At 68.2% G+C, this 23,776-nt stretch carries 19 protein-coding genes; 11 read left to right on the forward strand and 8 right to left on the reverse strand.

All coding sequences use genetic code 11. The annotated features are described in order from the left end of the window. Window positions 1-44 precede the first annotated feature (44 nt). The 3 genes from acnD to prpF are packed head-to-tail and all read left to right on the forward strand — an operon-like array spanning window position 45 to window position 4,383. Window positions 45-2,654 carry a Fe/S-dependent 2-methylisocitrate dehydratase AcnD gene (gene acnD, locus ACTJI2_RS18435; RefSeq protein WP_440842969.1) on the forward strand — a complete coding sequence of 870 codons (2,610 nt, stop codon included), beginning with the start codon at window positions 45-47 and terminating at the stop codon, window positions 2,652-2,654. 58 nt (window positions 2,655-2,712) lie between these two features. Beyond that, window positions 2,713-3,171 (forward strand): SRPBCC family protein, encoded by a 459-nt coding sequence (locus ACTJI2_RS18440; RefSeq protein WP_203322211.1) that lies wholly within the window; start codon window positions 2,713-2,715, stop codon window positions 3,169-3,171. 18 nt (window positions 3,172-3,189) lie between these two features. Further along, entirely contained in the window at window positions 3,190-4,383 is a 1,194-nt protein-coding gene (gene prpF / locus ACTJI2_RS18445; protein WP_440842961.1) for a 2-methylaconitate cis-trans isomerase PrpF, read from the forward strand. Between the two features lie 103 nt (window positions 4,384-4,486). On the opposite strand, the gene ACTJI2_RS18450 is transcribed toward prpF, so the two are convergent. The 3 genes from ACTJI2_RS18450 to ACTJI2_RS18460 all read right to left on the reverse strand — a co-directional run bounded on the left by ACTJI2_RS18450 (window position 4,487) and on the right by ACTJI2_RS18460 (window position 8,202). Beyond that, window positions 4,487-5,098: a glutathione S-transferase N-terminal domain-containing protein gene (locus tag ACTJI2_RS18450; protein WP_183638620.1), complete on the reverse strand. Its 612-nt coding sequence runs from the start codon at window positions 5,096-5,098 to the stop codon at window positions 4,487-4,489. A gap of 145 nt (window positions 5,099-5,243) precedes the next feature. Then, window positions 5,244-5,708: a cell wall hydrolase gene (locus tag ACTJI2_RS18455; RefSeq protein WP_192199249.1), complete on the reverse strand. Its 465-nt coding sequence runs from the start codon at window positions 5,706-5,708 to the stop codon at window positions 5,244-5,246. A 451-nt stretch (window positions 5,709-6,159) separates the two neighbouring features. Next, entirely contained in the window at window positions 6,160-8,202 is a 2,043-nt protein-coding gene (locus ACTJI2_RS18460; RefSeq protein ID WP_440842962.1) for an FAD-dependent oxidoreductase, read from the reverse strand. A 179-nt stretch (window positions 8,203-8,381) separates the two neighbouring features. Between ACTJI2_RS18460 and ACTJI2_RS18465 the strand changes: the two genes are divergently transcribed. Genes ACTJI2_RS18465 through ACTJI2_RS18475 form a run of 3 tightly spaced genes read left to right on the forward strand, consistent with a single transcriptional unit; the run spans window position 8,382 to window position 13,310 of the window. Beyond that, window positions 8,382-9,746, forward strand: coding sequence for a hypothetical protein (locus ACTJI2_RS18465; RefSeq protein WP_440842963.1), 1,365 nt, complete (start codon window positions 8,382-8,384; stop codon window positions 9,744-9,746). Continuing rightward, window positions 9,743-10,510 carry a hypothetical protein gene (locus ACTJI2_RS18470; protein ID WP_318287608.1) on the forward strand — a complete coding sequence of 256 codons (768 nt, stop codon included), beginning with the start codon at window positions 9,743-9,745 and terminating at the stop codon, window positions 10,508-10,510. Before ACTJI2_RS18465 ends, ACTJI2_RS18470 begins: the two co-directional genes overlap by 4 nt. Then, window positions 10,503-13,310: an AAA family ATPase gene (locus tag ACTJI2_RS18475; protein ID WP_440842964.1), complete on the forward strand. Its 2,808-nt coding sequence runs from the start codon at window positions 10,503-10,505 to the stop codon at window positions 13,308-13,310. The genes ACTJI2_RS18470 and ACTJI2_RS18475 overlap by 8 nt, the downstream gene beginning before the upstream one ends. Before the next feature lie 12 nt (window positions 13,311-13,322). Here the strand turns inward: ACTJI2_RS18475 and ACTJI2_RS18480 are convergent, their stop codons facing one another. The 4 genes from ACTJI2_RS18480 to ACTJI2_RS18495 are packed head-to-tail and all read right to left on the reverse strand — an operon-like array spanning window position 13,323 to window position 17,280. Next, window positions 13,323-13,952 carry a LysE family translocator gene (locus ACTJI2_RS18480; protein WP_203322121.1) on the reverse strand — a complete coding sequence of 210 codons (630 nt, stop codon included), beginning with the start codon at window positions 13,950-13,952 and terminating at the stop codon, window positions 13,323-13,325. Window positions 13,953-13,956: 4 nt separating this feature from the next. Further along, window positions 13,957-14,976 carry a zinc-binding alcohol dehydrogenase family protein gene (locus ACTJI2_RS18485; RefSeq protein WP_183638605.1) on the reverse strand — a complete coding sequence of 340 codons (1,020 nt, stop codon included), beginning with the start codon at window positions 14,974-14,976 and terminating at the stop codon, window positions 13,957-13,959. A gap of 38 nt (window positions 14,977-15,014) precedes the next feature. Beyond that, window positions 15,015-16,046, reverse strand: a complete 1,032-nt coding sequence (locus tag ACTJI2_RS18490) for an aldo/keto reductase (protein ID WP_183638602.1) — start codon at window positions 16,044-16,046, stop codon at window positions 15,015-15,017. Between the two features lie 37 nt (window positions 16,047-16,083). After that, window positions 16,084-17,280 (reverse strand): MFS transporter, encoded by a 1,197-nt coding sequence (locus tag ACTJI2_RS18495; protein ID WP_440842970.1) that lies wholly within the window; start codon window positions 17,278-17,280, stop codon window positions 16,084-16,086. Between the two features lie 127 nt (window positions 17,281-17,407). On the opposite strand from ACTJI2_RS18495, the gene ACTJI2_RS18500 reads away from it, so the two are divergent. After that, on the forward strand, window positions 17,408-18,337 hold the full coding sequence (locus tag ACTJI2_RS18500; RefSeq protein ID WP_203322124.1) for a LysR family transcriptional regulator: 930 nt from the start codon (window positions 17,408-17,410) through the stop codon (window positions 18,335-18,337). 33 nt (window positions 18,338-18,370) lie between these two features. Here ACTJI2_RS18500 and ACTJI2_RS18505 read toward each other — a convergent pair whose 3' ends face one another. Next, window positions 18,371-19,180: a DODA-type extradiol aromatic ring-opening family dioxygenase gene (locus tag ACTJI2_RS18505; RefSeq protein ID WP_318287603.1), complete on the reverse strand. Its 810-nt coding sequence runs from the start codon at window positions 19,178-19,180 to the stop codon at window positions 18,371-18,373. A 128-nt stretch (window positions 19,181-19,308) separates the two neighbouring features. Between ACTJI2_RS18505 and ACTJI2_RS18510 the strand changes: the two genes are divergently transcribed. The 4 genes from ACTJI2_RS18510 to ACTJI2_RS18525 all read left to right on the forward strand — a co-directional run bounded on the left by ACTJI2_RS18510 (window position 19,309) and on the right by ACTJI2_RS18525 (window position 23,583). Further along, the gene (locus ACTJI2_RS18510) at window positions 19,309-20,760 is read left to right on the forward strand and encodes a bifunctional 2-methylcitrate dehydratase/aconitate hydratase (RefSeq protein WP_440842965.1); all 1,452 of its coding nucleotides are present in this window, start codon (window positions 19,309-19,311) and stop codon (window positions 20,758-20,760) included. A 202-nt stretch (window positions 20,761-20,962) separates the two neighbouring features. Further along, on the forward strand, window positions 20,963-22,054 hold the full coding sequence (locus ACTJI2_RS18515; RefSeq protein WP_440842966.1) for an OmpA family protein: 1,092 nt from the start codon (window positions 20,963-20,965) through the stop codon (window positions 22,052-22,054). A gap of 216 nt (window positions 22,055-22,270) precedes the next feature. Continuing rightward, window positions 22,271-22,771 carry a hypothetical protein gene (locus ACTJI2_RS18520; RefSeq protein WP_440842967.1) on the forward strand — a complete coding sequence of 167 codons (501 nt, stop codon included), beginning with the start codon at window positions 22,271-22,273 and terminating at the stop codon, window positions 22,769-22,771. A gap of 23 nt (window positions 22,772-22,794) precedes the next feature. Next, window positions 22,795-23,583 carry a pseudouridine synthase gene (locus tag ACTJI2_RS18525; protein ID WP_440842968.1) on the forward strand — a complete coding sequence of 263 codons (789 nt, stop codon included), beginning with the start codon at window positions 22,795-22,797 and terminating at the stop codon, window positions 23,581-23,583. The last annotated feature ends 193 nt before the right edge of the window (window positions 23,584-23,776 follow it).

Consider the following 23,776-nt stretch of genomic DNA (forward strand, 5'->3'; position numbering starts at 1 on the left):
GCCTGGAATCCCGACCGCCGCAAAGCCACGCCGACCGCGAAGCCATGAACACCGAATACCGCAAGGCCCTGCCGGGCACCTCACTGGACTACTTCGACGCGCGCGCCGCGGTCGACGCGATCGCGCCCGGCGCCTACGACCGGCTGCCGTACACCTCGCGTGTGCTGGCGGAAAACCTGGTGCGCCGCTGCGAACCGGCAGCGCTGACCGATTCGCTGAAGCAGCTGATCGAACGCCGTCGCGATCTCGACTTTCCGTGGTTCCCGGCGCGCGTGGTCTGCCACGACATCCTCGGCCAGACCGCGCTGGTCGATCTGGCCGGCCTGCGTGACGCCATCGCCGACAAGGGCGGGGATCCGGCCAAGGTCAATCCGGTGGTGCCGGTACAGCTGATCGTGGATCACTCGCTGGCGGTGGAATGCGGCGGCTACGATCCGGACGCGTTTTCCAAGAACCGCGCCATCGAGGATCGCCGCAACGAGGATCGCTTCCATTTCATCGAATGGACGCGGCATGCGTTCGAGAACGTCGACGTCATCCCGCCGGGCAACGGCATCATGCACCAGATCAATCTGGAGAAGATGTCGCCGGTGATCCAGGTGCGTGGCGGCGTGGCCTTCCCGGATACCTGCGTGGGCACCGACAGCCACACCCCGCACGTCGATGCGCTGGGCGTGATCGCGATCGGTGTCGGCGGTCTGGAAGCGGAGAACGTGATGCTGGGGCGCGCCTCGTGGATGCGCCTGCCCGACATCGTCGGCGTCGAGCTGACCGGCCGCCCGCAGCCGGGCATCACCGCCACCGACATCGTGCTGGCCCTGACCGAGTTCCTGCGCAAGCAGAAGGTGGTCGGCGCCTATCTGGAGTTCCGCGGTGAAGGCGCCGCCGCGCTCACCCTGGGCGACCGCGCGACCATCTCCAACATGGCGCCGGAGTACGGCGCCACCGCGGCGATGTTCTTCATCGACGGCCAGACCCTGGACTACCTGCGCCTGACCGGCCGCGAGGAAGAGCAGGTCCGTCTGGTCGAAACCTACGCGAAGACCGCCGGCCTGTGGGCCGACAGCCTGGGCAACGCCGAATACGAACGGACGCTGGCGTTCGATCTTTCCAGTGTCGTCCGCAACATGGCCGGTCCGTCCAATCCGCATGCCCGCGTCGCCACCGCCGATCTGGCGGAGAAGGGCATCGCCGGCGATCTGGCGCAGGCACGCGCGCAGGAGGCCGAGGGCCTGATGCCGGATGGCGCGGTGATCATCGCCGCCATCACCAGCTGCACCAACACCAGCAACCCGCGCAACGTGATCGCCGCCGCGCTGCTGGCACGCAACGCCAACCGGGTCGGCCTGACCCGCAAGCCATGGGTGAAGTCGTCGCTGGCACCCGGTTCCAAGGCGGTCGCGCTGTACCTGGACGAGGCCGGACTGACCCCGGAACTGGAAAAGCTCGGCTTCGGCGTGGTCGCCTTCGCCTGCACCACCTGCAACGGCATGTCCGGCGCGCTGGATCCGAAGATCCAGCAGGAAATCGTCGATCGCGATCTGTATGCGACCGCCGTGCTGTCCGGCAACCGCAACTTCGACGGCCGCATCCATCCCTACGCCAAGCAGGCCTTCCTGGCCTCGCCGCCGCTGGTGGTGGCCTACGCGATCGCCGGCACCGTGCGTTTCGATATCGAGAAGGACGTGCTGGGCACGTTCGAGGGGCGCGAGATCCGGCTGAAGGATCTGTGGCCGAGCGACGAGGAAATCGACGCGGTGGTGCGCGCCTCGGTGAAGCCGGAACAGTTCCGCCGCGTGTACGGTCCGATGTTCAACGTGCGGGTCGAACACGGCGAACGCGCCAGCCCGCTGTACGACTGGCGCCCGATGAGCACTTACATCCGCCGCCCACCGTACTGGGAGGGCGCGCTGGCCGGCGAACGCACGCTGCGCGGCATGCGCCCGCTGGCGGTGCTGCCGGACAACATCACCACCGATCACCTGTCACCGTCCAACGCGATCCTGCTGGACAGCGCGGCCGGCGAATATCTGGCGAAGATGGGCCTGCCGGAAGAGGACTTCAATTCCTATGCCACCCACCGCGGTGACCACCTGACCGCGCAGCGCGCGACCTTCGCCAATCCGAAGCTGTTCAACGAGATGGTGCGCAACCCCGACGGCGGCGTGAAGCAGGGCTCGCTGGCGCGGGTCGAGCCCGAAGGCCAGGTGATGCGCATGTGGGAAGCGATCGAGATCTACATGGAGCGCAAGCAGCCGCTGGTCATCATCGCCGGCGCCGACTACGGACAGGGTTCGTCGCGAGATTGGGCGGCCAAGGGCGTGCGCCTGGCGGGCGTCGAGGCAATCGTCGCCGAGGGCTTCGAACGCATCCACCGCACCAACCTGATCGGCATGGGCGTGCTGCCGCTGGAGTTCCAGCCCGGCACCACCCGCCTGACCCTGGGCATCGATGGCACCGAGACCTTCGACGTCGTCGGTGAACGCAGGCCACGCGCGACGCTGACCCTGGTGATCCATCGCCGCGACGGCGAGTGCATCGAGGTACCGGTGACGTGCCGCCTGGACAGCGACGAGGAAGTCTCGATCTACGAAGCCGGTGGCGTGCTCCAGCGCTTCGCCCAGGATTTCCTGGAGTCGGCGCAGGCGGCGTGACGCCGTCTTGCGCCCGCCGCGCTAGAGTGGGACGGACCATCCCCGAGAGGCCATGACCATGTCGAACGAGACCGGAACCGTCCGCCTGCACCGCGTCCTGCGCGCGCCGCCCGAGCGCGTCTACCGCGCCTTCCTGGATCCGGAGGCGATGGTGAAGTGGCTGCCGCCACACGGCTTCACCGGCAAGGTCCACCACATCGATCCGGTGGTCGGCGGGACCTACCGGATGTCGTTCACCAATTTCGGCACCGGCTCCAGCCATGCCTTCGGCGGCACCTATCGCGAACTGGTGCCGGGTGAGCGCATCCGCTACGACGATCAGTTCGAGAACCCGGCGTTGCCGGGCACCATGCAGGTCAGCGTCTCGCTGAAGGCGGTGGCCTGCGGCACCGAGATCAGCATCGTGCAGGAAGGCATTCCGGCGATGATTCCGGTGGAGTTCTGTTACCTCGGCTGGCAGGAGTCGTTGACCCTGCTGGCCAACGTGGTCGAACCCCAGATTCCCGACAATCCCTGACCGAACACCGAGACCTTCATGCCACACGCGCCCCAGATCCGAATCCCCGCCACCTACATGCGCGGAGGCACCAGCAAGGGCGTGTTCTTCCGGCTGCAGGATCTGCCCGAACCCGCGCGCGCGCCGGGCGCGGCGCGCGATGCGCTGATGCTGCGGGTAATCGGCAGCCCCGATCCCTACGGCAAGCAGATCGACGGCATGGGCGGCGCGACTTCCAGCACCAGCAAGACGGTGATCCTGGCGAAGAGCGAGCGGCCGGACCACGATGTCGATTACCTGTTCGGCCAAGTCTCCATCGACAGCGCCTTCGTTGACTGGAGCGGCAACTGCGGCAACCTGTCGGCGGCGGTGGGATCGTTCGCCATCGCGGGTGGACTGGTCGATGCCGCGCGCATCCCTCAGGATGGTGTCTGCACGGTGCGGATCTGGCAGTCGAACATCGGCAAGACCATCGTCGCGCACGTGCCGATCACGGATGGTCATGTGCAGGAAACCGGTGATTTCGAACTGGACGGCGTGACCTTCCCGGCGGCCGAGGTGCAACTGGAATTCCTGGATCCGGCCGACGAGGGCGAAGGCGAGGGCGGCGGCGCGATGTTTCCGACCGGCAACCTGGTCGACGACCTGGAAGTGCCGGGCGTCGGCACGTTTCCGGCGACGCTGATCAATGCCGGCATCCCGACCATCTTCGTCAACGCCGCCGACATCGGCTACACCGGCGCGGAATTGCAGGACGCCATCAACGGCGATCCGAAGGCGCTGGCCATGTTCGAGACGATCCGCGCGCACGGCGCGGTAAGGATGGGATTGATCGCCGATGTGTCGGAGGCCGCGCGCCGCCAGCACACGCCGAAGGTGGCGTTCGTGGCGCCAGCGAAGGACTACGTCACTTCCAGCGGCAAGCAGGTCGGCGCGGGTGATATCGACCTGCTGGTGCGCGCGATGTCGATGGGCAAGCTGCATCACGCGATGATGGGCACCGCCGCCGTCGCCATCGGCACCGCCGCGGCGGTGCCAGGCACGCTGGTCAACCTGGCCGCGGGCGGTGGCGAACGCAGCGCGGTGCGCTTCGGTCATCCGTCCGGCACGCTGCGGGTGGGCGCGGAAGCCACCCAGGAAAACGGTGAATGGAAAGTCGCCAAGGCCATCATGAGCCGCAGCGCGCGCATCCTGATGGAAGGCTGGGTACGCGTTCCCGGCGATGCGTTCTGAATCGGCGCCGAGCCAACGTCACCGCGCGCGTATGGGGATGTCTGCTGGTGGCATCGATTGTTGAAACGAGAAGGGCGGGCCTTGGCCCGCCCTTCCGTTTGTTTCAGTGCAGGCCTTCGGCCTTGAGCGCCGCCTGCACGCCCGGGTCGGCTTCCATGCGCTGGCGGAATGCCGCCAGGTTGTCCAGGCCGCCCAGATCCACGCCGACGTTACCCGCCCAGCGCAGGGTGATGTAGAGATAGGGATCGGCGAAGCTGCGGAAGCCCGCCAGCCACTGCCGGCCTTCAAGCCGCTGGTTGGCGCTTTCGAACAGGCCGCGCAGGCGCTTGCGGGCGGTGGCCTTGATGGCATCGAACTCGGATTCGTCGGCGATGAACTTGCCCGGCGCGAACAGCGGAGTGAAAGCCGGATGCACGTCGGAGTTGACGAAGGACAGCCAGCGCGCCGCCTCGGCCCGCTGCTGCGCGGAACCGTCGCCGCCCAGCCCGGCCTGCGGGTAGCGGTCGGCGATATAGCCCATGATCGCGGCGTTCTGGGTCAGGACGAAGTCGCCGTCGACAATCGCCGGGACCGCGCCGGTCGGGTTGATCGCCAGGTACTCCGGCGCCTTCATCTCCGCGGCGGTCATCACCTTCAACTCGAAGGGCTGGCCGGTCCATTGCAGGGCGATATGGTCGGCGGTGGAACAGGCGCCGGGCTTGCTGTACAGCTTCATGGGTGGACTCCAAGTACTAGAAAGCGATCCGGGAACTCTCCCAGACCTGTCCAGGGCCCACAAGGCCACCGCCGTAACGGACCGTCACGGACGGCCCGCTTGCCGGAAGGGGAAAATCGCCACGTCGGCGACCGGGCGCTCGGGTTTACGAACGCGGTGGCTGCGGCTTGAGCGACTGCACGCGCAGGAAGGTGTGATCGCCGATGGTGGCCACGCGGTAGGCGTTGCGCCAACTCGGGCTGGCGATCTGGTGGGCCATGAAGTGGCTGGCGCCGGGCACGATTTCCTTGCGCTGGCCGGGCGGGAGGGCCCAGTTGCGCTCGGCGTTCAGGGCCACGCTGACCGACTTGGCCCAGGCGTCCGCATTCTGCAGGCGGGTGCCGGGGGCGACGATGGTGGGGGCGAACTGCTTGCGGGCGGTCACCACCTCGCAGACCGAATCACCCCACAGGCCGCTGTCGCGGCGGCGCAGGGCGACCTCGGCGACGGCTTGCTGGCCGCGCAGGGTCTGGTCGCGGGCTTCCAGGTATACGGTGGTACTGAGGCACAACGAATCAGCGGCCGGCTGCGGCAACATCTGCGACAGCCAGAGAATCCAGGCCAGTTTCATGGGAACTCCTTGCTCCGTCTTTGCCGGTCCCGACCGTTCCGATCCATTGGAAGCGGCGGGGGAGGGACGCGGCAGGGCGTCATGGGGAGGCAGCCTTCACACGGGCTGCCCGGGGTCCCGGCTGAATGATGAGGGCGCCGGGGCGGCCTGCCGGAACTGGGGGGGCGGGCCGAAAAAGTTGGCGCAAGGTACGGGCGAAAACCGGAACCCCCCCTGAACACGCCGGGTTGACAGCTCTACTAAGTATTTGATTGGAAATGCTTGTTGGTGAAAGCCGTGTCAAGGTCGAGGCGGCTTGGCAGTGCGTCCGCGAACCGTCGCGCGCTGGCGGGAAACGCCTGAAAAGCCCGGGAAAAGCGCCGTGGTCGCATGCACGCGCGGCGATGCGCGCGCATGATTCCGTGATGGCCGTCATCAAGCGCGGCGAGGGACCGCCTCGCCGCCCGTCGGTTCAGAGCGCCGCGGCCAGCCGGCTGCCCTGCGCGATGGCGCGCTTGGCGTCGAGTTCGGCGGCCACGTCGGCACCGCCGATCAGGTGCGGGGTGTGGCCAGCGGCCAGCAACGCCGCCTGCAGTTCCCGGCGTGGCTCCTGGCCGGCGCAGACCACCACGTGATCGACTGGCAGCACCTGTTCGGCATCGTCCACGCGGATGCGCAGGCCGGCGTCGTCCACGCCCAGATACTCGACCCCGCCCAGCATCTTCACCTGCTTCGCCTTGAGCGTCGCCCGGTGGACCCAGCCACTGGTCTTGCCCAGCCGCGCGCCCGGCTTGCCGGCGCTGCGCTGGAGCAGCCAGACCTGGCGGGCCGGCGGTTCGGGGTGCGGGCGGGCCAGGCTGCCGCGGCCCTCGAAGGTCGCGTCCACGCCCCATTCGGCCATCCAGCGCGCGGGATCCAGGCTGGACGAGGGGCCTTCCTGGACCAGGAACTCGGCCACGTCGAATCCGATGCCGCCGGCGCCAATCAACGCCGCGCGGGCGCCGACCGTGACCCGGCCCGACAGTACGTCGGTATAGCTGATCACCCTGGGGTGATCGGCGCCGGGAAAATCCACGCGGCGCGGGGTGATGCCGGTCGCCAGCACCACTTCGTCGAAGCCGGCCAGCAGCGCCGCATCGGCGTGCGTGGAGAGCTTCACTTCGACGCCGGTCTCTTCCAGCCGATGGCGGAAATAGCGCAGGGTCTCGTGGAATTCCTCCTTGCCGGGGATGCGCTTGGCGAAATTGAACTGCCCGCCGATTTCCGGCTCGGCATCGAACAGGGTGACCCGGTGTCCGCGTTCGGCGGCCACGGTCGCGCAGGCCAGCCCGGCCGGCCCCGCGCCGACCACGGCGACGCGTTTGGCGGCGAAGGTCTTCGGATAGGTCAGCTCGGTTTCCGCGCAGGCGCGCGGATTGACCAGGCAGCTGGCGGTCTTGTTCTCGAACACATGATCCAGGCAGGCCTGGTTGCAGGCGATGCAGGTATTGATGGCGCGCGCGCGGCCGGTGCGTGCCTTCTCCGGCCACTGCGGATCGGCCAGCAGCGGCCGCGCCAGCGACACCATGTCGGCCTTGCCGGCGGCCAGGATGCCCTCGGCCACGTCCGGCATGTTGATGCGGTTGGTCGCCACCACCGGCACCGACACATGCGGCTTGAGCTTGGCGGTGACGTCGACGAACGCCGCGCGCGGCACCGAGGTGACGATGGTCGGCACCCGCGCCTCGTGCCAGCCGATGCCGGAATTGATGATTGTCGCGCCGGCCGCCTCCACCGCGCGGGCCTGGGCGAGGATCTCCTCCCACTGGTTGCCGTCCTCCACCAGATCCAGCAGCGACAGCCGGTAGATGATGATGAAGTCCGGCCCGCAGGCCTCGCGGATGCGGCGGACTATCTCGACCGCGAAGCGCATGCGCTTTTCCGGGGTGCCGCCCCAGGCATCGTTGCGGCGATTGGTGCGCGGCGCGGTGAACTCGTTGATCAGATAGCCTTCCGAGCCCATCACCTCGACACCGTCGTAACCGGCATCGCGGGCGCGCCGGGCAGCGCCGGCATAGGCGTTGATTTGCGACTGCACGGCGCGCGCGGACATCTGTCGCGGGGTGAACGGATTGATCGGCGCCTTCAGCTTCGACGGCGCCACCGAGAGCGGGTGGTAGGCGTAGCGGCCGGCATGCAGCAACTGTAGGCAGATCAGCGCCCCGTGCTCGTGCGCGGCGCGGGTGACGAACTTGTGCGGACGTACTTCCCACGGCCAGGACAGCTTGCCACCGAACGGCTTCAGCCAGCCGACCAGGTTGGGCGAGAAGCCGCCGGTCACCATCAGGCCCACGCCGCCGGCGGCGCGTTCGGCGAAATAGGCGGCCAGCCGCGGGAAGTCGCGGGCGCGGTCCTCCAGGCCGGTGTGCATCGAACCCATCAGGATGCGGTTGCGGACCCGGGTGAAACCCAGATCCAGCGGGGCGAACAGGTGCGGATAGTGCTCGGCGGGGAGGGCGGCGGCGCTGGACGTCATGCGGGCGATGGATACGCTGGCGTATGGATGCGACACGATGCCCCGGGCAGCGCGCCGGCGCAAGTGCTGGCGCCACCTCCGGGACAAGTCCAAGCACGGCACAGAACGCGCCCGCTTGGCAAGAGTTGTCCCGTCCGTCCGGCTCGGGGACCATAGGGGACCAAGGCTTTCGGGACGTCATGGACGCCGCATCACCTCCCCTGCACGACTACCTGCGCGACGGCATCGCCGCCGCGGATCTGCCGGACCTCCATCCCCTGCTTGCCGCCCGCGATCAGTTGCGGGCCTTCTCGACCCTGTTCCACGGGGGCGAGGAGAACGTCATGGTGCGCCTGCTGGTCTTGCGCACGATCGGCGAGCGCGGGCAGGCGCCGGACTGGAGTCCGCAGGAACTGCGCGACCAGTTCGCGTATCTGGATCCGGTCAAGTTCGACACCGTGCTGGGACGCCTGCGCGAGAACGGCCTGCTGCTATGGGAAGCGCACAGCCAGCGCTACCGTATCAGTCCGGTCGGGCGCCAGGCGCTGGCGGCGATCGGCATGCTGCTGCAGTTCAACCGCGAAGGCGACGAACTGGCCTACGTCACCGCGCAGCTGGCCGCGGGCCAGGCGGTGGGCCGGGTCGGCGCCGACGATCTGCAGCACCTGCTGTCGCGGCTCAACGAACTGCGCGAGGATTTCGACCAGGCCGTGCTGAGCGGTTCGGAACACCGCATCCAGCGCGCCGCCGATACGTTGCAGTCGGTCTGGCAATGGGTGGAGAAGGGCACCGAACTGATTCGCGACATCGCCGCCGACGGCGATCTGGATACCGCGACCCATCGGGTGGCCCAGCAGATCGGCCGCGCGCAGAGCGCGTTGCTGCGCCAGGCGTCGGTGTTCCAGCGCGCGCTGAACCAGCTGGATCGCCACCGCGTGCACCTGGGCGCGAGCGGACTGTCCTCTTCCGACGTCAACCGTTTCCTGCGCGCCCGCGACATCGACGCGCTGGCCGCCCTGGCCGACGACGTGCTGGTGCGCACGCCGATGCCGGCCTTCGTGCTCGGGCCGATCGCCCTGGACGTGGCCGAGTACGAACTGGTCGAGCGCGAACGCGAAGGCCAGGAAAGCACCGCGCTGCCGCCGGCGCAGCAGGCGCCCAGCGATACCCAGGCCCCGGTCGCGCAGAACGACTACGCCCATGCCGAACAATGGCTGGATCAGCTCGCCGGCCTCGACCAGGAGGCCCCGCTGGCCGACTGGGTGCCGCAGGAAAGCTTTGCGCTCAGCGCGTACCGGCTGTCGCTGCTCGGGTTGATCGGCGATGCCGGTGCCGAGAACCGGCAGGGTGTGGGCGCGTCGCTGGCGCAGTTGCCGATGCAGTGGCGGGTCGAACCGGTGTTCGAAGAGGTCCAGCGCGCCGGCGTCGCCTATATGAGCCGCGGCCAGTTGCTGCCGCAATCCGCGCCGACACCTGCCATGCCCGTCGCCACGCGCAAGCCAGACAAACAAGACAAGCAAGACAAGCAAGACAAACCGAAGAAACGGAAGACCCAGACCGCATGAGTGACCCCATCGCATCCCTGATCGCGCGGCTGCTGGCCGAGCGCTGGCTGCCGCGCGAGGACCGCGCCATGCGCCAGGTCCTGGTCGACGCCGAACTGCGCGACGACCTCGATCGCCGCCTCGCCGCCGCCGGCTTGCGCCTGCTCGAACATCCCTACGCCGCGCATGTGGCGGTGGGCGTGGCACGCGCGCAGGAGAACGAGGTATTCGGCAACGCCGAGGCGTGGGCGGCCAGCAACCTGTCGCTGGGCCGCGACGCGCTGGCGTTGCTGGTGGTCCTGTGGGCGCTGCTGGTGCTGCCCAAGCGCCAGCGCCAGATCGCGCGCCAGGAAGGCGAGCGCGCGCAGGAACAGGAGCAGATGTTCGCCGAACTCAAGCCGGTGCCGGTGGGCGCGGAAGTGATCGAGCCGATCAACGAACGCACCCTGCTGGCCGACTTCAGCGACAAGCTGGGCGGCAAGGGGCGATTGCAGATGAACCTGGGCGCGCTGCAGCGCCAGGGTTTCATCGTCCGCCGTCGCGAGCGCATCCACGAGGGCCCGCTGCTGGACCTGGCGTTCGACTACGAGCGCATCGCCAGCCGGGTGATGGACGGCGCGCTGTCGCAGGTCATCGAGGAAGCGCGGCAGTCGCAGGCCGCCGCCCGCGAACGCGGCGAGGAAGCGGGCGTGGATGCGTCCGGGAATGCGTCGGGCGATGACGTGCCCGACGAGGACGCACTCGACGAGAGCGCGCTGGACGAAGAGGTGCAGGCCGATGTTTGAGTTCCGTCAGCTGGAAGTCGTCCACTGGGATTACTGGCAGCGCTACACGCTGCCGCTGGATGCTTCTATCATCACCGTGGTCGGCCCCAACGGCTCCGGCAAGACCACCCTGCTGGATGCGCTGCGCACGCTGCTGGCCATCGATGATCGCGACATGGCGCGCGACTACAAGACCTACCTGCGCCACAACGGCAAGCCCTATGCCTGGCTGCGCGCGGTGGTCAGCAATCCCGCCGATCGGCGCGGCAAGCGCGCGTTCTTCCCGTACATGGACGAGCAGGTCACGATTGCCTGTCGGGTGCGCAAGCGCGGCGGCGACTGGTCCCGCGACTACCAGATCGTGCCCGGCGACGTGCCGATCGAGACGCTGGAGCAGGGTGGCGAATGGCTGGGCGTGCGCGACTACCGGGTGCGCCTGGCCGGCGCGGGCCTGAGCCGCGCGATCTGCCGCGTGCTGACCCTGGAGCAGGGCGCCACCGACAAACTCTGCCAGCTTTCGCCGCGCGAATTGCTGCAACTGGTGTTCGACGTGTTCGAGGACAAGGCGGTGCTGGACGACTACCAGCGCGCGCGCAGCGAACAATTCGACGTGGAGAAGGAAATCGGCCAGCTCCAGCAGGGCCTGGCGGAACTCCATCTGCGGCTGGAGTCCTCGCGCGCCGATGTGCGCTCGTTCGAAGACGGCCTGTCGCTGCGGTCGCAGCGCAACCGCCTGCATACCGAGATCGTGCCGAAGGTGGAACTGGCGGATCTGCGTGCCACCATCGAAGGCGCGCGGCCGCGCCTCACCGGCCTGCGCCGCGCGCTGCGCGAACGCGGGCATGCGCACGCCGCGTTGCTGGCGCAGGAAGCCGGCGCGCAGGCGCAGCGCACCACCTTGCAGCAGGCGCTGGCCGAGGTGCGCGCGCGCCAGGCTGAGGCCGAAGCGGTGTTCACCCATGCCCGCGACCATGCGCGCGATGCGGAGATGCTGGTCAAGCGACGCGACGATCTGGATCGCCTGCAGGGTGGACGCAAGGGCGCCGATGTCAAGGCGCTGAGCCGGGAAGTCGAGGAGGGCCGCCGGCGCCAGGCCGAGCTGAAACTGGAAGGCCAGCGCGATCGCCAGCGCGCCGCCGAGATAACCGCCCAGGTCGCCGCGCTCAGCGGCGGCGGTCGGGTCACCGAGCCGTTCGAACGCGACTTCCGTGCCGCGCTCGACGCCAAGGGCATCGGCCACAAGGTGCTGACCGAACTGGTCGAGATTGCAGAGCCGGAATGGGCGACGGCGGTGGAAGCGGTGCTCGCGCCCTACCGCCATCTGCTGGTGCTGGATTCGCCGAAGGACGCCGCCGCGGCGTGGCAACTGGGCGAGCAGATGCAGTACCGCCACTTCCTGGTCGCCGATCGCGCGCCGGCCGACAAGCCGACCCGCGGTTCGCTGCTGGAAGTGGTGCGCTTCCTCGACGACCCGCCGGCGTGGCTGCCGCGCCAGCTGGATCGGATCCAGCGGGTGGAGGACGTGCAGGCCGGCCATCGCCTGCCCAAGGGCCAGGACTGGATTACCGCCAAGGGCTATCTGCGCGAACAGCGTGGCGGTCGTCATATCGGCGGCAACGCGCATCACTTCGGTGCGGGTGCCCGCCAGGCGCAACTGGCCGAACTGCGCGCGGAACTGACGGCCCTCCAGCAGCGCGCGCATGCGCGCGAGGAAGAACTGAGCGGGTTGGGCCAGCAGGTCGACGCCAGCCAGGCGCGCCTGCTCGGACTGGGCGCGGGCAACGAACTGGTGACGCGCGCGGCCGAGTTCGCCGATGCGGCCGAACGCCTGCCGGAACTGGCCGAGGCCGCGCAGCAGGCGGCCACCGCATTGATGGAAGTGCGCACCGAGCTCGATCGCCTGGCCGCCGAGGACAAGGCGGAGAGCCTCGCCGCCGCCAGCCGGGCGGGCGAACTGAAGGCGCTGCAGAATGAACTGCGCGAGCGCGAACACCAGATCGCGCAGGAGCGGATGGCGCTGGTGCAGCGGATCGTCGACTTCCGCCGCCGCCGCGCGCAGATGCCGGTGGAGTGGCGCGGCGTGGCCGCGTTGCGGGCCGCACGCGACGAATACGAAAGCGCCAACGCGGTGCGTCGCGAAGTCGAGCGCATCGACGAGCGGCTGGCGCGCGGCGCCTACGTGGAGGACGACGGCTGCGTCGCGCTGCGCGACAAGTTCGCCGCCGACCACGCCGGGCTGGAAGCCGCCATCGGCAAACGCGAGGCGCACCTGCACCGCGCGCGCAAGTTGACCGAGGAAGCGCGGGGCGCCTACATCAACGTGCTGCGTGCCACCGTCCGCCGCTACCGCAAGAACCTGGTCGCGCTGGGCGAGCTGTCCGGCATCGGCGTCGACGTGGAGATGCCGGAACTGGTCAACGAGGACACCGCGCTGGCGCAGGCGGGCCTGACCGTGCGCTTCGATTTCGATCGCAAGGGCTGGATCGGCCTGGACGACGGCGAGGCGTCCGGCGGCCAGCAGGTGATGAAGTCGCTGCTGTTGCTGGTGGCGCTGCTGCGCGACGAGGAACAACCGGGCGGATTCGTCTTCATCGACGAACCGTTCGCGCACCTGGACGTGGCCAACATCGAAAAGGTCGGCCGCTTCCTGCGCTCGACCGACGCCCAGTACATCCTGACCACGCCGATCACCCACAACGTCAACGTGTTCGAACCCTCGGACCTGGTGCTGGCGACCAGCAAGCGGCGCGCCGGCAGCAGTTGGGCCGAACCGGTGGCGGTGCTCAAGCGCGATCGCGGGCAGGACGCGGCCGCGGCCTGAGTCCACGCGGCGTCAGGTGGCCTGCCTGCGCAGTCGCAGCAGGCCCAGTCCTAGCCCGATGAACAACGTGCCGCTGAGACGCTGCCACCAGCGCCCACGGGCGCCGCCCAGCCAGCGGCGCAGGTGGCGCGCGGCGGCGACGTAGCACAGGTGCGACAGCACCGTGCAGGCGGCGAAGGTGACGGTCAGCAGCAGGCCCTGCCGCCAGGGCGAAGCCTGCGGCTGCATGAACTGCGGCAGCAGCGCGGTGAAGAACAGGATGCTTTTCGGATTGGTCGCCGCCACCAGCACGCCCTGGCCGAACAACCGCCATGCATCGCCATTGGCCGGCGACAGCGAAGCGTCTGCCGCGAACGGCGGCGGGCTGCGCCATTGGCGGATGCCCAGATAGACCAGATACATCGCACCGGCGATCTTGAGCACGGTGAACGCGGTCGAGGACGCCTGCAACAGCGCTCCCAGCCCCAGCAACGCGGTGACCGCGACGACGAACACGCCGGTCGCATTGCCGAGCGAACTGATCAGCGCCCGCCGCGCGCCCAGCGTGGCGGCATTGGAAACCGCCAGCAGCACCGCCGGTCCCGGCGTGAAGGCGGTGATCAGTGACAGCGTGCAGAACAGCCACCAGGCGCCTGCGCTCATGCCGTCACTCCCAGCCCGCCAGCACCAGCTTGCCGATGGTGGTGCCGGACTCCAGCCGGCGATGCGCCTCGCGCAGGTTGGCGGCGTTGATCGGCCCCAATGTCTCGCGATGGTTGCTGCGCAGTTCACCCGCATCGATCAGGCTGGCGGCGCGGCTGAGCAGCCGGTGCTGTTCGATCAGATCGGGTGTCTGGAAGCGCGGGCGCGCGAACATCATTTCCCAGTGGATGCCGACCGACTTGGCCTTGTAGGGATCGCCGATGCGCAGCTCGCCCCTGGGTTCGACGATCAAGCCGACATGGCCGAGCGGAGCAATGATTTCGCCAATCGCGGTCCAGTAGCGGTCGGTGTCGGCCAGGTTCAGCACCGCGTCAACCTGTGAAAACCCGATCGCCGCCAGTTGCGGCGCCAGATCCTGTCGATGATCGATGACGTGCTGCGCGCCCAGCGAACGGCACCATTCGATCGTTTCCGGACGCGAGGCGGTGGCGATGACGGTGAAGCCGGCGCGGCGCGCCAGTTGGATCGCCATTGACCCTACGCCACCGGCGCCGGCGATGACCAGCAGGCTGCGGCGGTTGCATTCGTTGTCGATCGAATAGGGCATGCGGTGGAACAGCAGCTCCCAGGCGGTGATGGTGGTCAGCGGCAGCGCCGCGGCCTCGGCGAAGTCCAGCGTCGCCGGCTTGCGGCCGACGATGCGCTCGTCGACCAGTTGGAACTGCGCGTTGCTGCCGGCACGGGTGATGTCGCCGGCGTAGTAGACCTCGTCGCCGGGCGCGAACAGGGTCACCTGGTCGCCAACCGCTTCGACCACGCCGGCGGCGTCGTAGCCGAGCACGCGCGGCGGATCTTCCTGCTGCGGCTTGGGCGCGCGCACCTTGGTATCGACCGGGTTGACCGAGATCGCTTCCACCCGCACCAGGATGTCGTGGCCGGTGGGTTCTGGCTTGGGCAGTTCGATGTCCTGCAGGGATTGCGGATCGTCGATGGGCAGGTAGCGGGTAAGGCCGACGGCTTTCATGGGGGACTCCGGTTGCGACGAGGATTCGGGCGAGTGATTCAGACGGGAAGCGGGCTGCGCTCGGCGAACTGCCCGCGCCAGTAGGGATAGTACGGATACGGCGTTTCGGTCGCGCTCACGGCGTCAAGGCGGGCGATCTGATCCGGCGTGAGCTGCCAGCCGACCGCGCCAAGGTTCTGCTTCAGCTGCTCTTCGTTGCGCGCGCCGATCAGTACGGTCGACACGGTGGGACGCTGCAGCAGCCAATTGATGGCGATCTGCGGGACCGCCTTGCCGGTCTCGGCGGCGATTTCATCGAGGACGTCGACGATGCGGTACAGGCGTTCGGGATCCACCGCCGGACCGATCGCGGCGGTGTCGTGCAGGCGGCTGGTTTCCGGCAGCGGCTGGCCGCGGCGGATCTTGCCGGTCAGCCGGCCCCAGCCCAGCGGACTCCAGACCACCGCGCCGACACCCTGGTCGAGGCCCAGAGGCATCAGTTCCCATTCGTAATCGCGGCCGATCAGCGAGTAGTAGGCCTGGTTGGCGACGTAGCGGCTCCAGCCGTGGCGCTCGGCGATGCCCAGCGATTTCATCAGTTGCCAGCCGGAGAAGTTGGAGACGCCGAGATAACGCACCTTGCCAGCACGGACCAGGTCATCGAGGGTGGAGAGGGTCTCCTCGATCGGCGTCATCGCATCGAAGGCATGCAGTTGCAGCAGATCCAGGTAGTCGGTATCCAGCCGCTTCAGCGAAGCGTCCACCGCCTTGAGCAGGCGCAGCCGCGAGGTGCCGGCGTCGTTGGCGCCGTCGCCCAGCCGCAGCCCGGTCTTGCTGGACAGGATCACCTGGTCGCGGCGGCCGCGCAGCGCTTCGCCGAGGATGGATTCGGACGCGCCGTCGGAATAGACATCGGCGGTGTCGAAGAAATTGATGCCGGCTTCGATGGACAGATCGATCATCCGGCGTGCTTCGGCGACATCGGTGTTGCCCCAGGCGCTGAACAGCGGACCCTTGCCGCCGAAGGTGCCGGCACCGAAGCCGAGCGCGGAGACTTTGAGGCCGGAACGGCCGAGAAAACGGGTTTCCATGGAATGTCCTAGTAGGGAGAAGGGGGAAGGAAGTACGTCAAGCGCATTCGCCGGCGCGCAGTGCGGCCGGAGTGGCGGCGTCGCGAAGCTGGCGGCGCTCCAGCGCGATGCTCCACAGCGCCACCACGAAGGCCGACAGCGGCACCAGCGCGCCAATCCAGGTCAGCGCGGACAGGCCGGCGCCGTGGGCGATGACCAGGCCGCCCAGCCAGGCGCCCATCGCATTGCCCAGATTGAAGGCGCCGATATTGAGGCTGGAGGCCAGGCTCTGCGCGGCGCCGGCCTTCTGCAGCACCCACAGCTGCAGCGGCGAGACCGTGGCGAACGCGGCGGCGCCGAGCAGGCCGGTGAACAGCACCATCGCCCAGCGGCTGTGCAGCGCGAAACTCATCAGCCCCATCACCAGCGCCAGCGCGATCAGCGTGCCGAGCAGCGCCGGTTGCAGGCGGCGGTCGGCGAAGCGGCCGCCCAGCAGGTTGCCGACAATCATGCCGACGCCGAACACCAGCAGGATGGGCGACACCGCCGCGTCGGCGAAGCCGGTGATCTGGGTGAGCAGCGGCTGGATATAGGTGTACACGGTGAACATGCCGCCGAAGCCCAGCACCGTCATCAGCAGGCCCAGCAGCACCTGCGGCTGCGCGATCGACTTCAATTCCTCGCGGAAGGCGATCGGCGCGGCGTCGCCGCGATCGGAGGGCACCAGCGTGGCGATCACGATGGTGGCGATCACGCCGATCGCGGTCACGGCCCAGAATGTCGCGCGCCAGCCGAACTGCAGACCCAGCCAGGCGCCGGCGGGCACGCCGAGCAGCGTCGCCACGGTCAGGCCGGTGAACATGATCGAGATCGCCGACGCCTTGCGGTCCTCGGCCACCAACCCGGTGGCGACCACCGCGCCGACGCCGAAGAACGTCCCGTGCGCCAGCGAAGTGATCACCCGCGCGATCATCAGCGAGGTGTAGTCCGGCGCGATCGCGCAGGCCAGGTTGCCGAGGGTGAAGATGATCATCAGCGCCACCAGCACCGCCTTGCGCGGCATCCGGCTGGTGGCCGCGGTCAGCAGCGGCGCCCCGGCGAACACGCCCAGCGCGTAGCCGGAGATCAGCAGCCCGGCGGCGGCGATGGAGACATGCAGATCGGTGGCGACCTGCATCAGCAGGCCCATGATGACGAATTCGGTGGTGCCGATGCCGAATGCCCCGGCGGTCAGGGCGTACAGCGCGATCGGCATGCGGGAGCGGGGGGCGGCAGCGGTCACGGGGAAGGGTCCGGGTGGAGAAGGTGCGCACTCTGGACCTTCCACAGGTTGCGAAAAAGCGCGAATATGCCGAATCACTATCAATGAATATTTGATAATCATGGATCGTGTCGGCGACCTGACCCTGTTCCTGCGCGTGCTGGACCTGGGGTCCATCACCGCGGCGGCGCACAGCCTGGACCTGTCGGTGGCGGTCGCCAGCCAGCGGCTGAAGCGGCTGGAGCGCGAACTCGGCGTGCGCCTGCTGCACCGGACCACCCGTCGCCTGCACCCCACCCCGGAAGGCGCGGCGCTGGCCCAGCAGGGCCGGGCGTTGGTGGAGGATCTGGAGTCGCTGGGTGCCGGCCTGCGCGAAGCCGCCACCGAGGTGGCCGGCACCCTGCGGGTGACCCTGTCGGCGACCTTCGGACGGCAGTACGTCTCGCCGCTGCTGCCCGCGTTCCTCGCCGAGCATCCGAAACTGCGGATGGCCGTGCACCTGAGCGATCAGGTGGTCGATCTGGTCAGCGAGGGCTTCGATCTGGCGATTCGCATCGGCGCGCTCGAGGACTCGGGGCTGGTCGCACGCCGCATCGCGCCCAACCGACGGCTGCTGTGCGCCTCGCCCGACTACCTGCGGCGGCGCGGGCGTCCGTTGCATCCGGAACAACTGGCGCAGCACGAATGTCTGCTGCTGGTCGGCAGCCAGGGGCGGCAGGATGTGTGGCGGTTGCAGGATCCGCAGGGCAAGGAGGTCGCGGTGCGGGTGAACGGACGCTACGAAAGCAACTTCGGCGAACTGCTGCGCGACGCGGCGGTCGCGGGCGAGGGCATTGCCGTGCATTCCCTGTGGCACGTGGCCGACGACCTGCGTGCCGGCCGGCTGGAAGTCGTGTTGCCGATGTACCCGCCGGCCACCACCGCGATCAGCGCGGTGATGCCGCAGCGGCGGCTGGTGCCGCCGCGGGTGCGCGCGTTCATCGACCTGCTGGCCGCACGATTCGGCGAAAACCCGCCCTGGGAGCAGGGACTTCCCTCGCTGGTCGGCTGAACGTCCGGTTCGGGCGCGCCGGTCGGCGCCGCCTCAGGTCCAGGTGTCGAAGGCGAAGGCGTCCAGCGCCAGGCCCGCCATCTCCACGTCGCGATGCAGCAGCCGGCCGTGCGCACCGTCGCCACCCGCGCCAAGGGCGACGTAAAGCGGATACAGGTGTTCCTGGGTCGGATGGTTGCGCAATGCTTCGGGCAGCGCGCGCCAGTCCAGCGCGCCGGCGGTGTCGCCCGCCTCCAGTTTCGCGCGCAGCGCGTCGGTGAACGCGGCGACCCACGGGAACTCGGCGGCTCCGGGGTTGCGCCAGTCCAGCGCGCGCAGGTTGTGCGAGAAACCGCCGGAGCCGACCACCAGCACGCCATCGGCGCGCAACGGCGCGAGCGCACGGCCGACCCGATAGTGCTCCTCGGCATCGCCATCCGGATTCACCGACAGCGCCACGACCGGTATGTCCGCCTGCGGATACATCCGCCGCAGCGGCACCCAGACGCCGTGATCGATGCCGTGCTGATCGTCCTGGCGCGCGTCGATGCCGGCCTCGCGCAGCAGTTCGAAGACCGTGCCGGCCAGCGACGGCGAGCCCTGCGCCGGATAGCGGATTTCGTACAACGGCGCGGGAAAGCCACCGAAGTCGTGGATGGTGCGGGGCGCGCCGGTGGCGGTGACGGTCGGGACCGCCGCCATGAAGTGCGCCGACGCGACCACGATGGCGCGCGGGCGCGGCAGCAGTTCGCCGAGCCGATCCAGGAACCGGCCGGTGGGCGAGTCCTCGACCGCCAGCATCGGCGAACCGTGGGAAAGGAAGACGGCGGGAAGCGCGGCGGGAGTGTCCATGCCGTGCAGCATGGGCCCGCCCCGGGTCCACGCCAATAGACGGCGGCACACCGATGTGTTGCGGCGCCGGAACGCCCTGCGAAGCCGGCGCGGGATCGGGTTCTGGCAAGATGGCGCTGCCCTCGGTCCAAGGAGGCCCCATGAGCCAGGATGATCTCCGTTCGGCGCGCCGCCCGGATCCCGATCCGCCGATGGTCCAGGTGGCCGACTACGTCGTCGACCATCGCATCGACTCGGCCGAGGCCTACGACACCGCGCGCTGGGTACTGCTGGATTCGCTGGCCTGCGCGATGCTGGCGACGGAGTTTCCCGAGTGTGCCCGCCACCTGGGACCGGTGGTGCCGGGCGCGGAGATGGCCGGCGGCGTCCGGATACCGGGAACGGTCCACGAACTGGATCCCGTCCAGGCGGCGTTCGCCATCGGCACCCAGATCCGCTGGCTGGACTTCAACGACACCTGGCTGGCCGCCGAGTGGGGGCATCCGTCCGACAACCTGGGCACCCTCTTGGCGCTGGGAGACTATCTGAGCCGGCAGGCGCGCCGCGAAGGCCGCGCGCCAATGACGGTACGCGACCTGCTGGGCCATGCCATCAAGGCCCACGAGATCCAGGGCGGCTATGCGCTGCTCAATGCCTTCAACCGGGTCGGCCTGGATCACGTCATCCTGGTCAGGCTGGCCTCCACCGCGGTGGCGACCCACATGCTCGGCGGAACCCGCGGGCAGATCATCAATGCGATTTCCAACAGTTGGATCGACAACGGCGCCTTGCGCACCTATCGCCACGCGCCCAACACCGGCCCTCGCAAGAGCTGGGCGGCGGGCGACGCCTGCCGCCGTGCGGTGATCCACGCCTTGAATGCGGTGAAGGGCGAAACCGGCTACCCCAGCGCCCTCAGCGCCCCGGTCTGGGGCTTCTATGACGTGGCCTTCGGCGGCCAGCCGTTTCGCTTCGAGCGACCCTTCGGCAGTTACGTGATGGAAAACATCCTCTTCAAGATCAGCCATCCCGCCGAGTTCCATGCGCAGACCGCGGTCGAATGCGCCCTGCGCCTGCATCCGCAGGTGGCGCCCCGCCTGGACCAGGTGGAGCGCATAGTCATCGAGACCCAGCAGGCGGGCCAGCGCATCATCGACAAGACCGGCCCCCTGGCCAACTACGCCGATCGGGACCACTGCCTGCAATACATGGTGGCGGTGCCATTGATCTTCGGGCAACTGGAAGCAGGGGACTACGGCGACGTCCGTGCCGCCGATCCGCGCATCGACTGGCTGCGCAAGCTGATGATTGTCAATGAGAATCCGGATTTCACCCGCGACTATCTGGATCCCGGCAAGCGTTTCATCGGCAACGCGGTGCAGGTGTTTTTCAGCGACGGAAGCCGGACGGAGCGGATCGCGATCGATTACCCTGTCGGCCACCGGCGTCGGCGGCAGGAGGGCATGCCGCTGCTGATGGCCAAATGCGAGGCGGCACTGAGGAGGTGCCTGCCGGAGGACCAGGTCGACCACCTGATGGCGTTGGCGAGGACCCCGGAGCGCCTGGATGCGCTGGCCATGGACGACCTGATGGCGCTGTGCCGGGCCGCATGAATTGCCGGCACGGACGAGACAATTTCCTTGGCCGGGTGGACTTGTTATGGTACCGTTAACGCTGTCTTCACTTCCTCCCGCATAATCTGTTCAGGATGGCGAGCGTGACGGCCGTCCGCACAACCATAAGAAAGCTGGAAAAAACGCGAGTTTTAAGTACGTCGGTTTTTCTACAACTGCTGATTTAGACAAGGAGCTGCAAATGAACAAGAAACTGCTTTGTGCCGCGCTGCTGAGCGGTCTGAGCCTGGCGCAGGCTGCTTCCGCCCAGGAGTTCGACGACCGTTGGTACCTGACCGGTTCCGCCGGCATCAACGTCCAGGACAACGACCGCAACACCGACGACGCCCCGTTCGGTGCCATCGGTCTGGGCAAGTTCATCAGCCCGAACTGGTCGCTGGATGGTGAAATCAACTACCAGAACACCCAGTTCGAAAAGGACGTCAACCTGAACTGGAGCCAGTACGGCATCTCGCTGGACCTGCGCCGCCACTTCTGGCTGTCGGACCGCAACTGGCATCCGTACCTGCTGGCCGGCCTTGGTCTGCAGCGCTCGGAAGAAGAGTTCGACGCGTTCCCGAACGCGAACTCGCCGGGTGAGCGCAAGGACAACAACTTCGCCGCCAAGCTGGGTGGTGGTATCCAGGCCAAGCTGGGCCGCGTCGGCGTCCGCACCGAACTCGCCTACCGCATCGACTTCGACGACCAGGCCATCGGCCCGTCGTACGACGGTTCGATCGATGACGGCGACGACTTCGCCGATCTGCTGGCTTCGGTCGGCATCATCATCCCGCTGGGTCCGGAAGCCGCTCCGCCGGCCCCGCCGGCTCCGGCGCCGGCTCCGAGCTGCGCGGATCTGGATGACGACGGCGACGGCGTCAACAACTGCGACGACAAGTGCCCCGGTTCGCAGGCTGGCCAGACCATCGGTCCGGACGGCTGCCCGGTCCCGGTTTCGATCGACCTGAAGGGCGTGAACTTCGACTTCGACAAGTCGGTGCTGCGTCCTGACGCGGTCGCCATCCTGGGCGAAGCCGTCGAAATCCTGAAGCGCTACCCCGACCTGAAGGTCGAAGTCGCCGGCCACACCGACGCCGTCGGTACCGACGCCTACAACCAGGGTCTGTCGGAGCGTCGCGCCAAGGCCGTGTACGAGTACCTGACCAGCAATGGTGTTGACGCTTCGCGTCTGATTGGCCCGAACGGCTACGGCGAGAGCCGTCCGATCGACACCAACGACACCAAGGAAGGCCGTGCGCGCAACCGTCGTACGGAACTGAACGTCCAGAACTAATCGGACGTTGCTTCCCGCAACACGCAAAGCCCGGCCTCGTGCCGGGCTTTGTTTTTTGCATCGCCGACAGGGCCCGCCAGTACGCTCTTCCGCCGCCTCATCCGTGCGCACAGGCACAGAAGCGTCAACCACTTGGCGGAAACAGGTGAGGCTTTTCTTGATATCGCGAACGACGCTTCTTACACTGCGGATTCGTTCGATTGCCGGGGTATCCGCATGCGTCATCTTCTCCTTGCCGGCCTGGCCGGCCTTGTCGCCATCCCCGCCGCGAACGCCGCCCAGAACTGCAATGGCAGCCTCGTCCAGCCCCCGTTGCCGGTTCGTGCCACGGTGCTGGAACCGGTGGCGTCCGAGTTCACGTCCACGGTATCCCAACTGGGTGCGCCCAGCGGCGTGCTGACGCAGGCGTTGGACGAGGCGCTGTCGGTGGATCGGGTCCTGATGCGTCTGCGCATCGAAGGTTGCCAGAACGTGGCCAAGGCGATGCCCGCACTGCCCGCGGCGGCCAATGCGAACGATCCTTCGGGCTACAAGCCGAAGACCCAGTACGACAACACGCCGTGGCGCTTCGACATGAACCAGAACGGCAAGCGGATGACCGCCGAGGAATTCGACGCCTGGATGAAGGCGCGCGGCGTGCGCGTGGCCAAGGGCGCCGGCGCCGCCACCCCCGCGCCGGCGGCACCGGCCGCACCCGCGCCCGAAGCCAAGAAGTAATCCCGACCTGCGCAGCGGCGGCCATGGCCCGGCATGACCATGGCGCCCGCGCGCGTCCACGCAACGCATCGAACGGGCCAGTTGCCGGCGGTCGCGCCGTGCCGCCGCGCCATGGGTTGGCACGCGTCCTTTCCAAGCTCGGGGTCTGTTCCCGCACTGAAGCCGCCCGCTGGGTCCAGGCCGGCCGGGTCGCCGTTGACGGTCGGGTTGTCCGGGACCCCGAATTCCCGATCCTCCAGGACAGACACCGCCTCAGCGTCGATGGCGTGGCCGTCGGTGCCGGCGAGCGTTTCTACCTGATGCTCAACAAGCCGCGGGGTCTGCTCACCACCGCCAGCGACGAGCAGGGACGCGATACCGTCTACCGTTGCTTCGATGGCGCCGGGCTACCCTGGATCGCCCCGGTCGGGCGGCTGGACAAGGCCAGCGAAGGCCTGCTGTTGTTCTCCAACGATCCCCAGTGGGCCGCCGCCATCACCGATCCCGCGCGTGGGCCCGACAAGACCTACCACGTCCAGATCAATCGCATTCCTGACGACGCACTGCTGGAGAACCTGCGGAATGGTGTCGTCGCGGGCGATGAAATCCTGCGGGCGAAGTCGGCGGTGCTGCTGCGTGCCGGGGAAAAGAACGCGTGGCTGGAAATCCAACTGGATGAAGGCCGCAACCGGCAGATAAGACGCCTGCTGGAAGCCTTCGACATCCAGGTATTGCGGCTGATCCGGGTAGCGATCGGGCCGTTGGCGCTTGGCGCACTGGCGAAGGGGGCATGGCGTCCCCTGACCACGGACGAAATCGGTGCCCTCTCGTAGAGCGGAGCTTGCTCCGCTGCTTTTTGAAGGAAGGCCCCAGCCGAGCAAGCTCGACTCTACGAACACGTAGAGCGGAGCTTGCTCCGCTGNTTTTTGAAGGAAGGCCCCAGCCGAGCAAGCTCGACTCTACGAACACGTAGAGCGGAGCTTGCTCCGCTGTTTTTTGAAGGAAGGCCCCAGCCGAGCAAGCTCG

Origin of the sequence: Pseudoxanthomonas sp. 22568, from assembly GCF_052044485.1 — a bacterium.
GTDB lineage: Bacteria > Pseudomonadota > Gammaproteobacteria > Xanthomonadales > Xanthomonadaceae > Pseudoxanthomonas_A > Pseudoxanthomonas_A beigongshangi.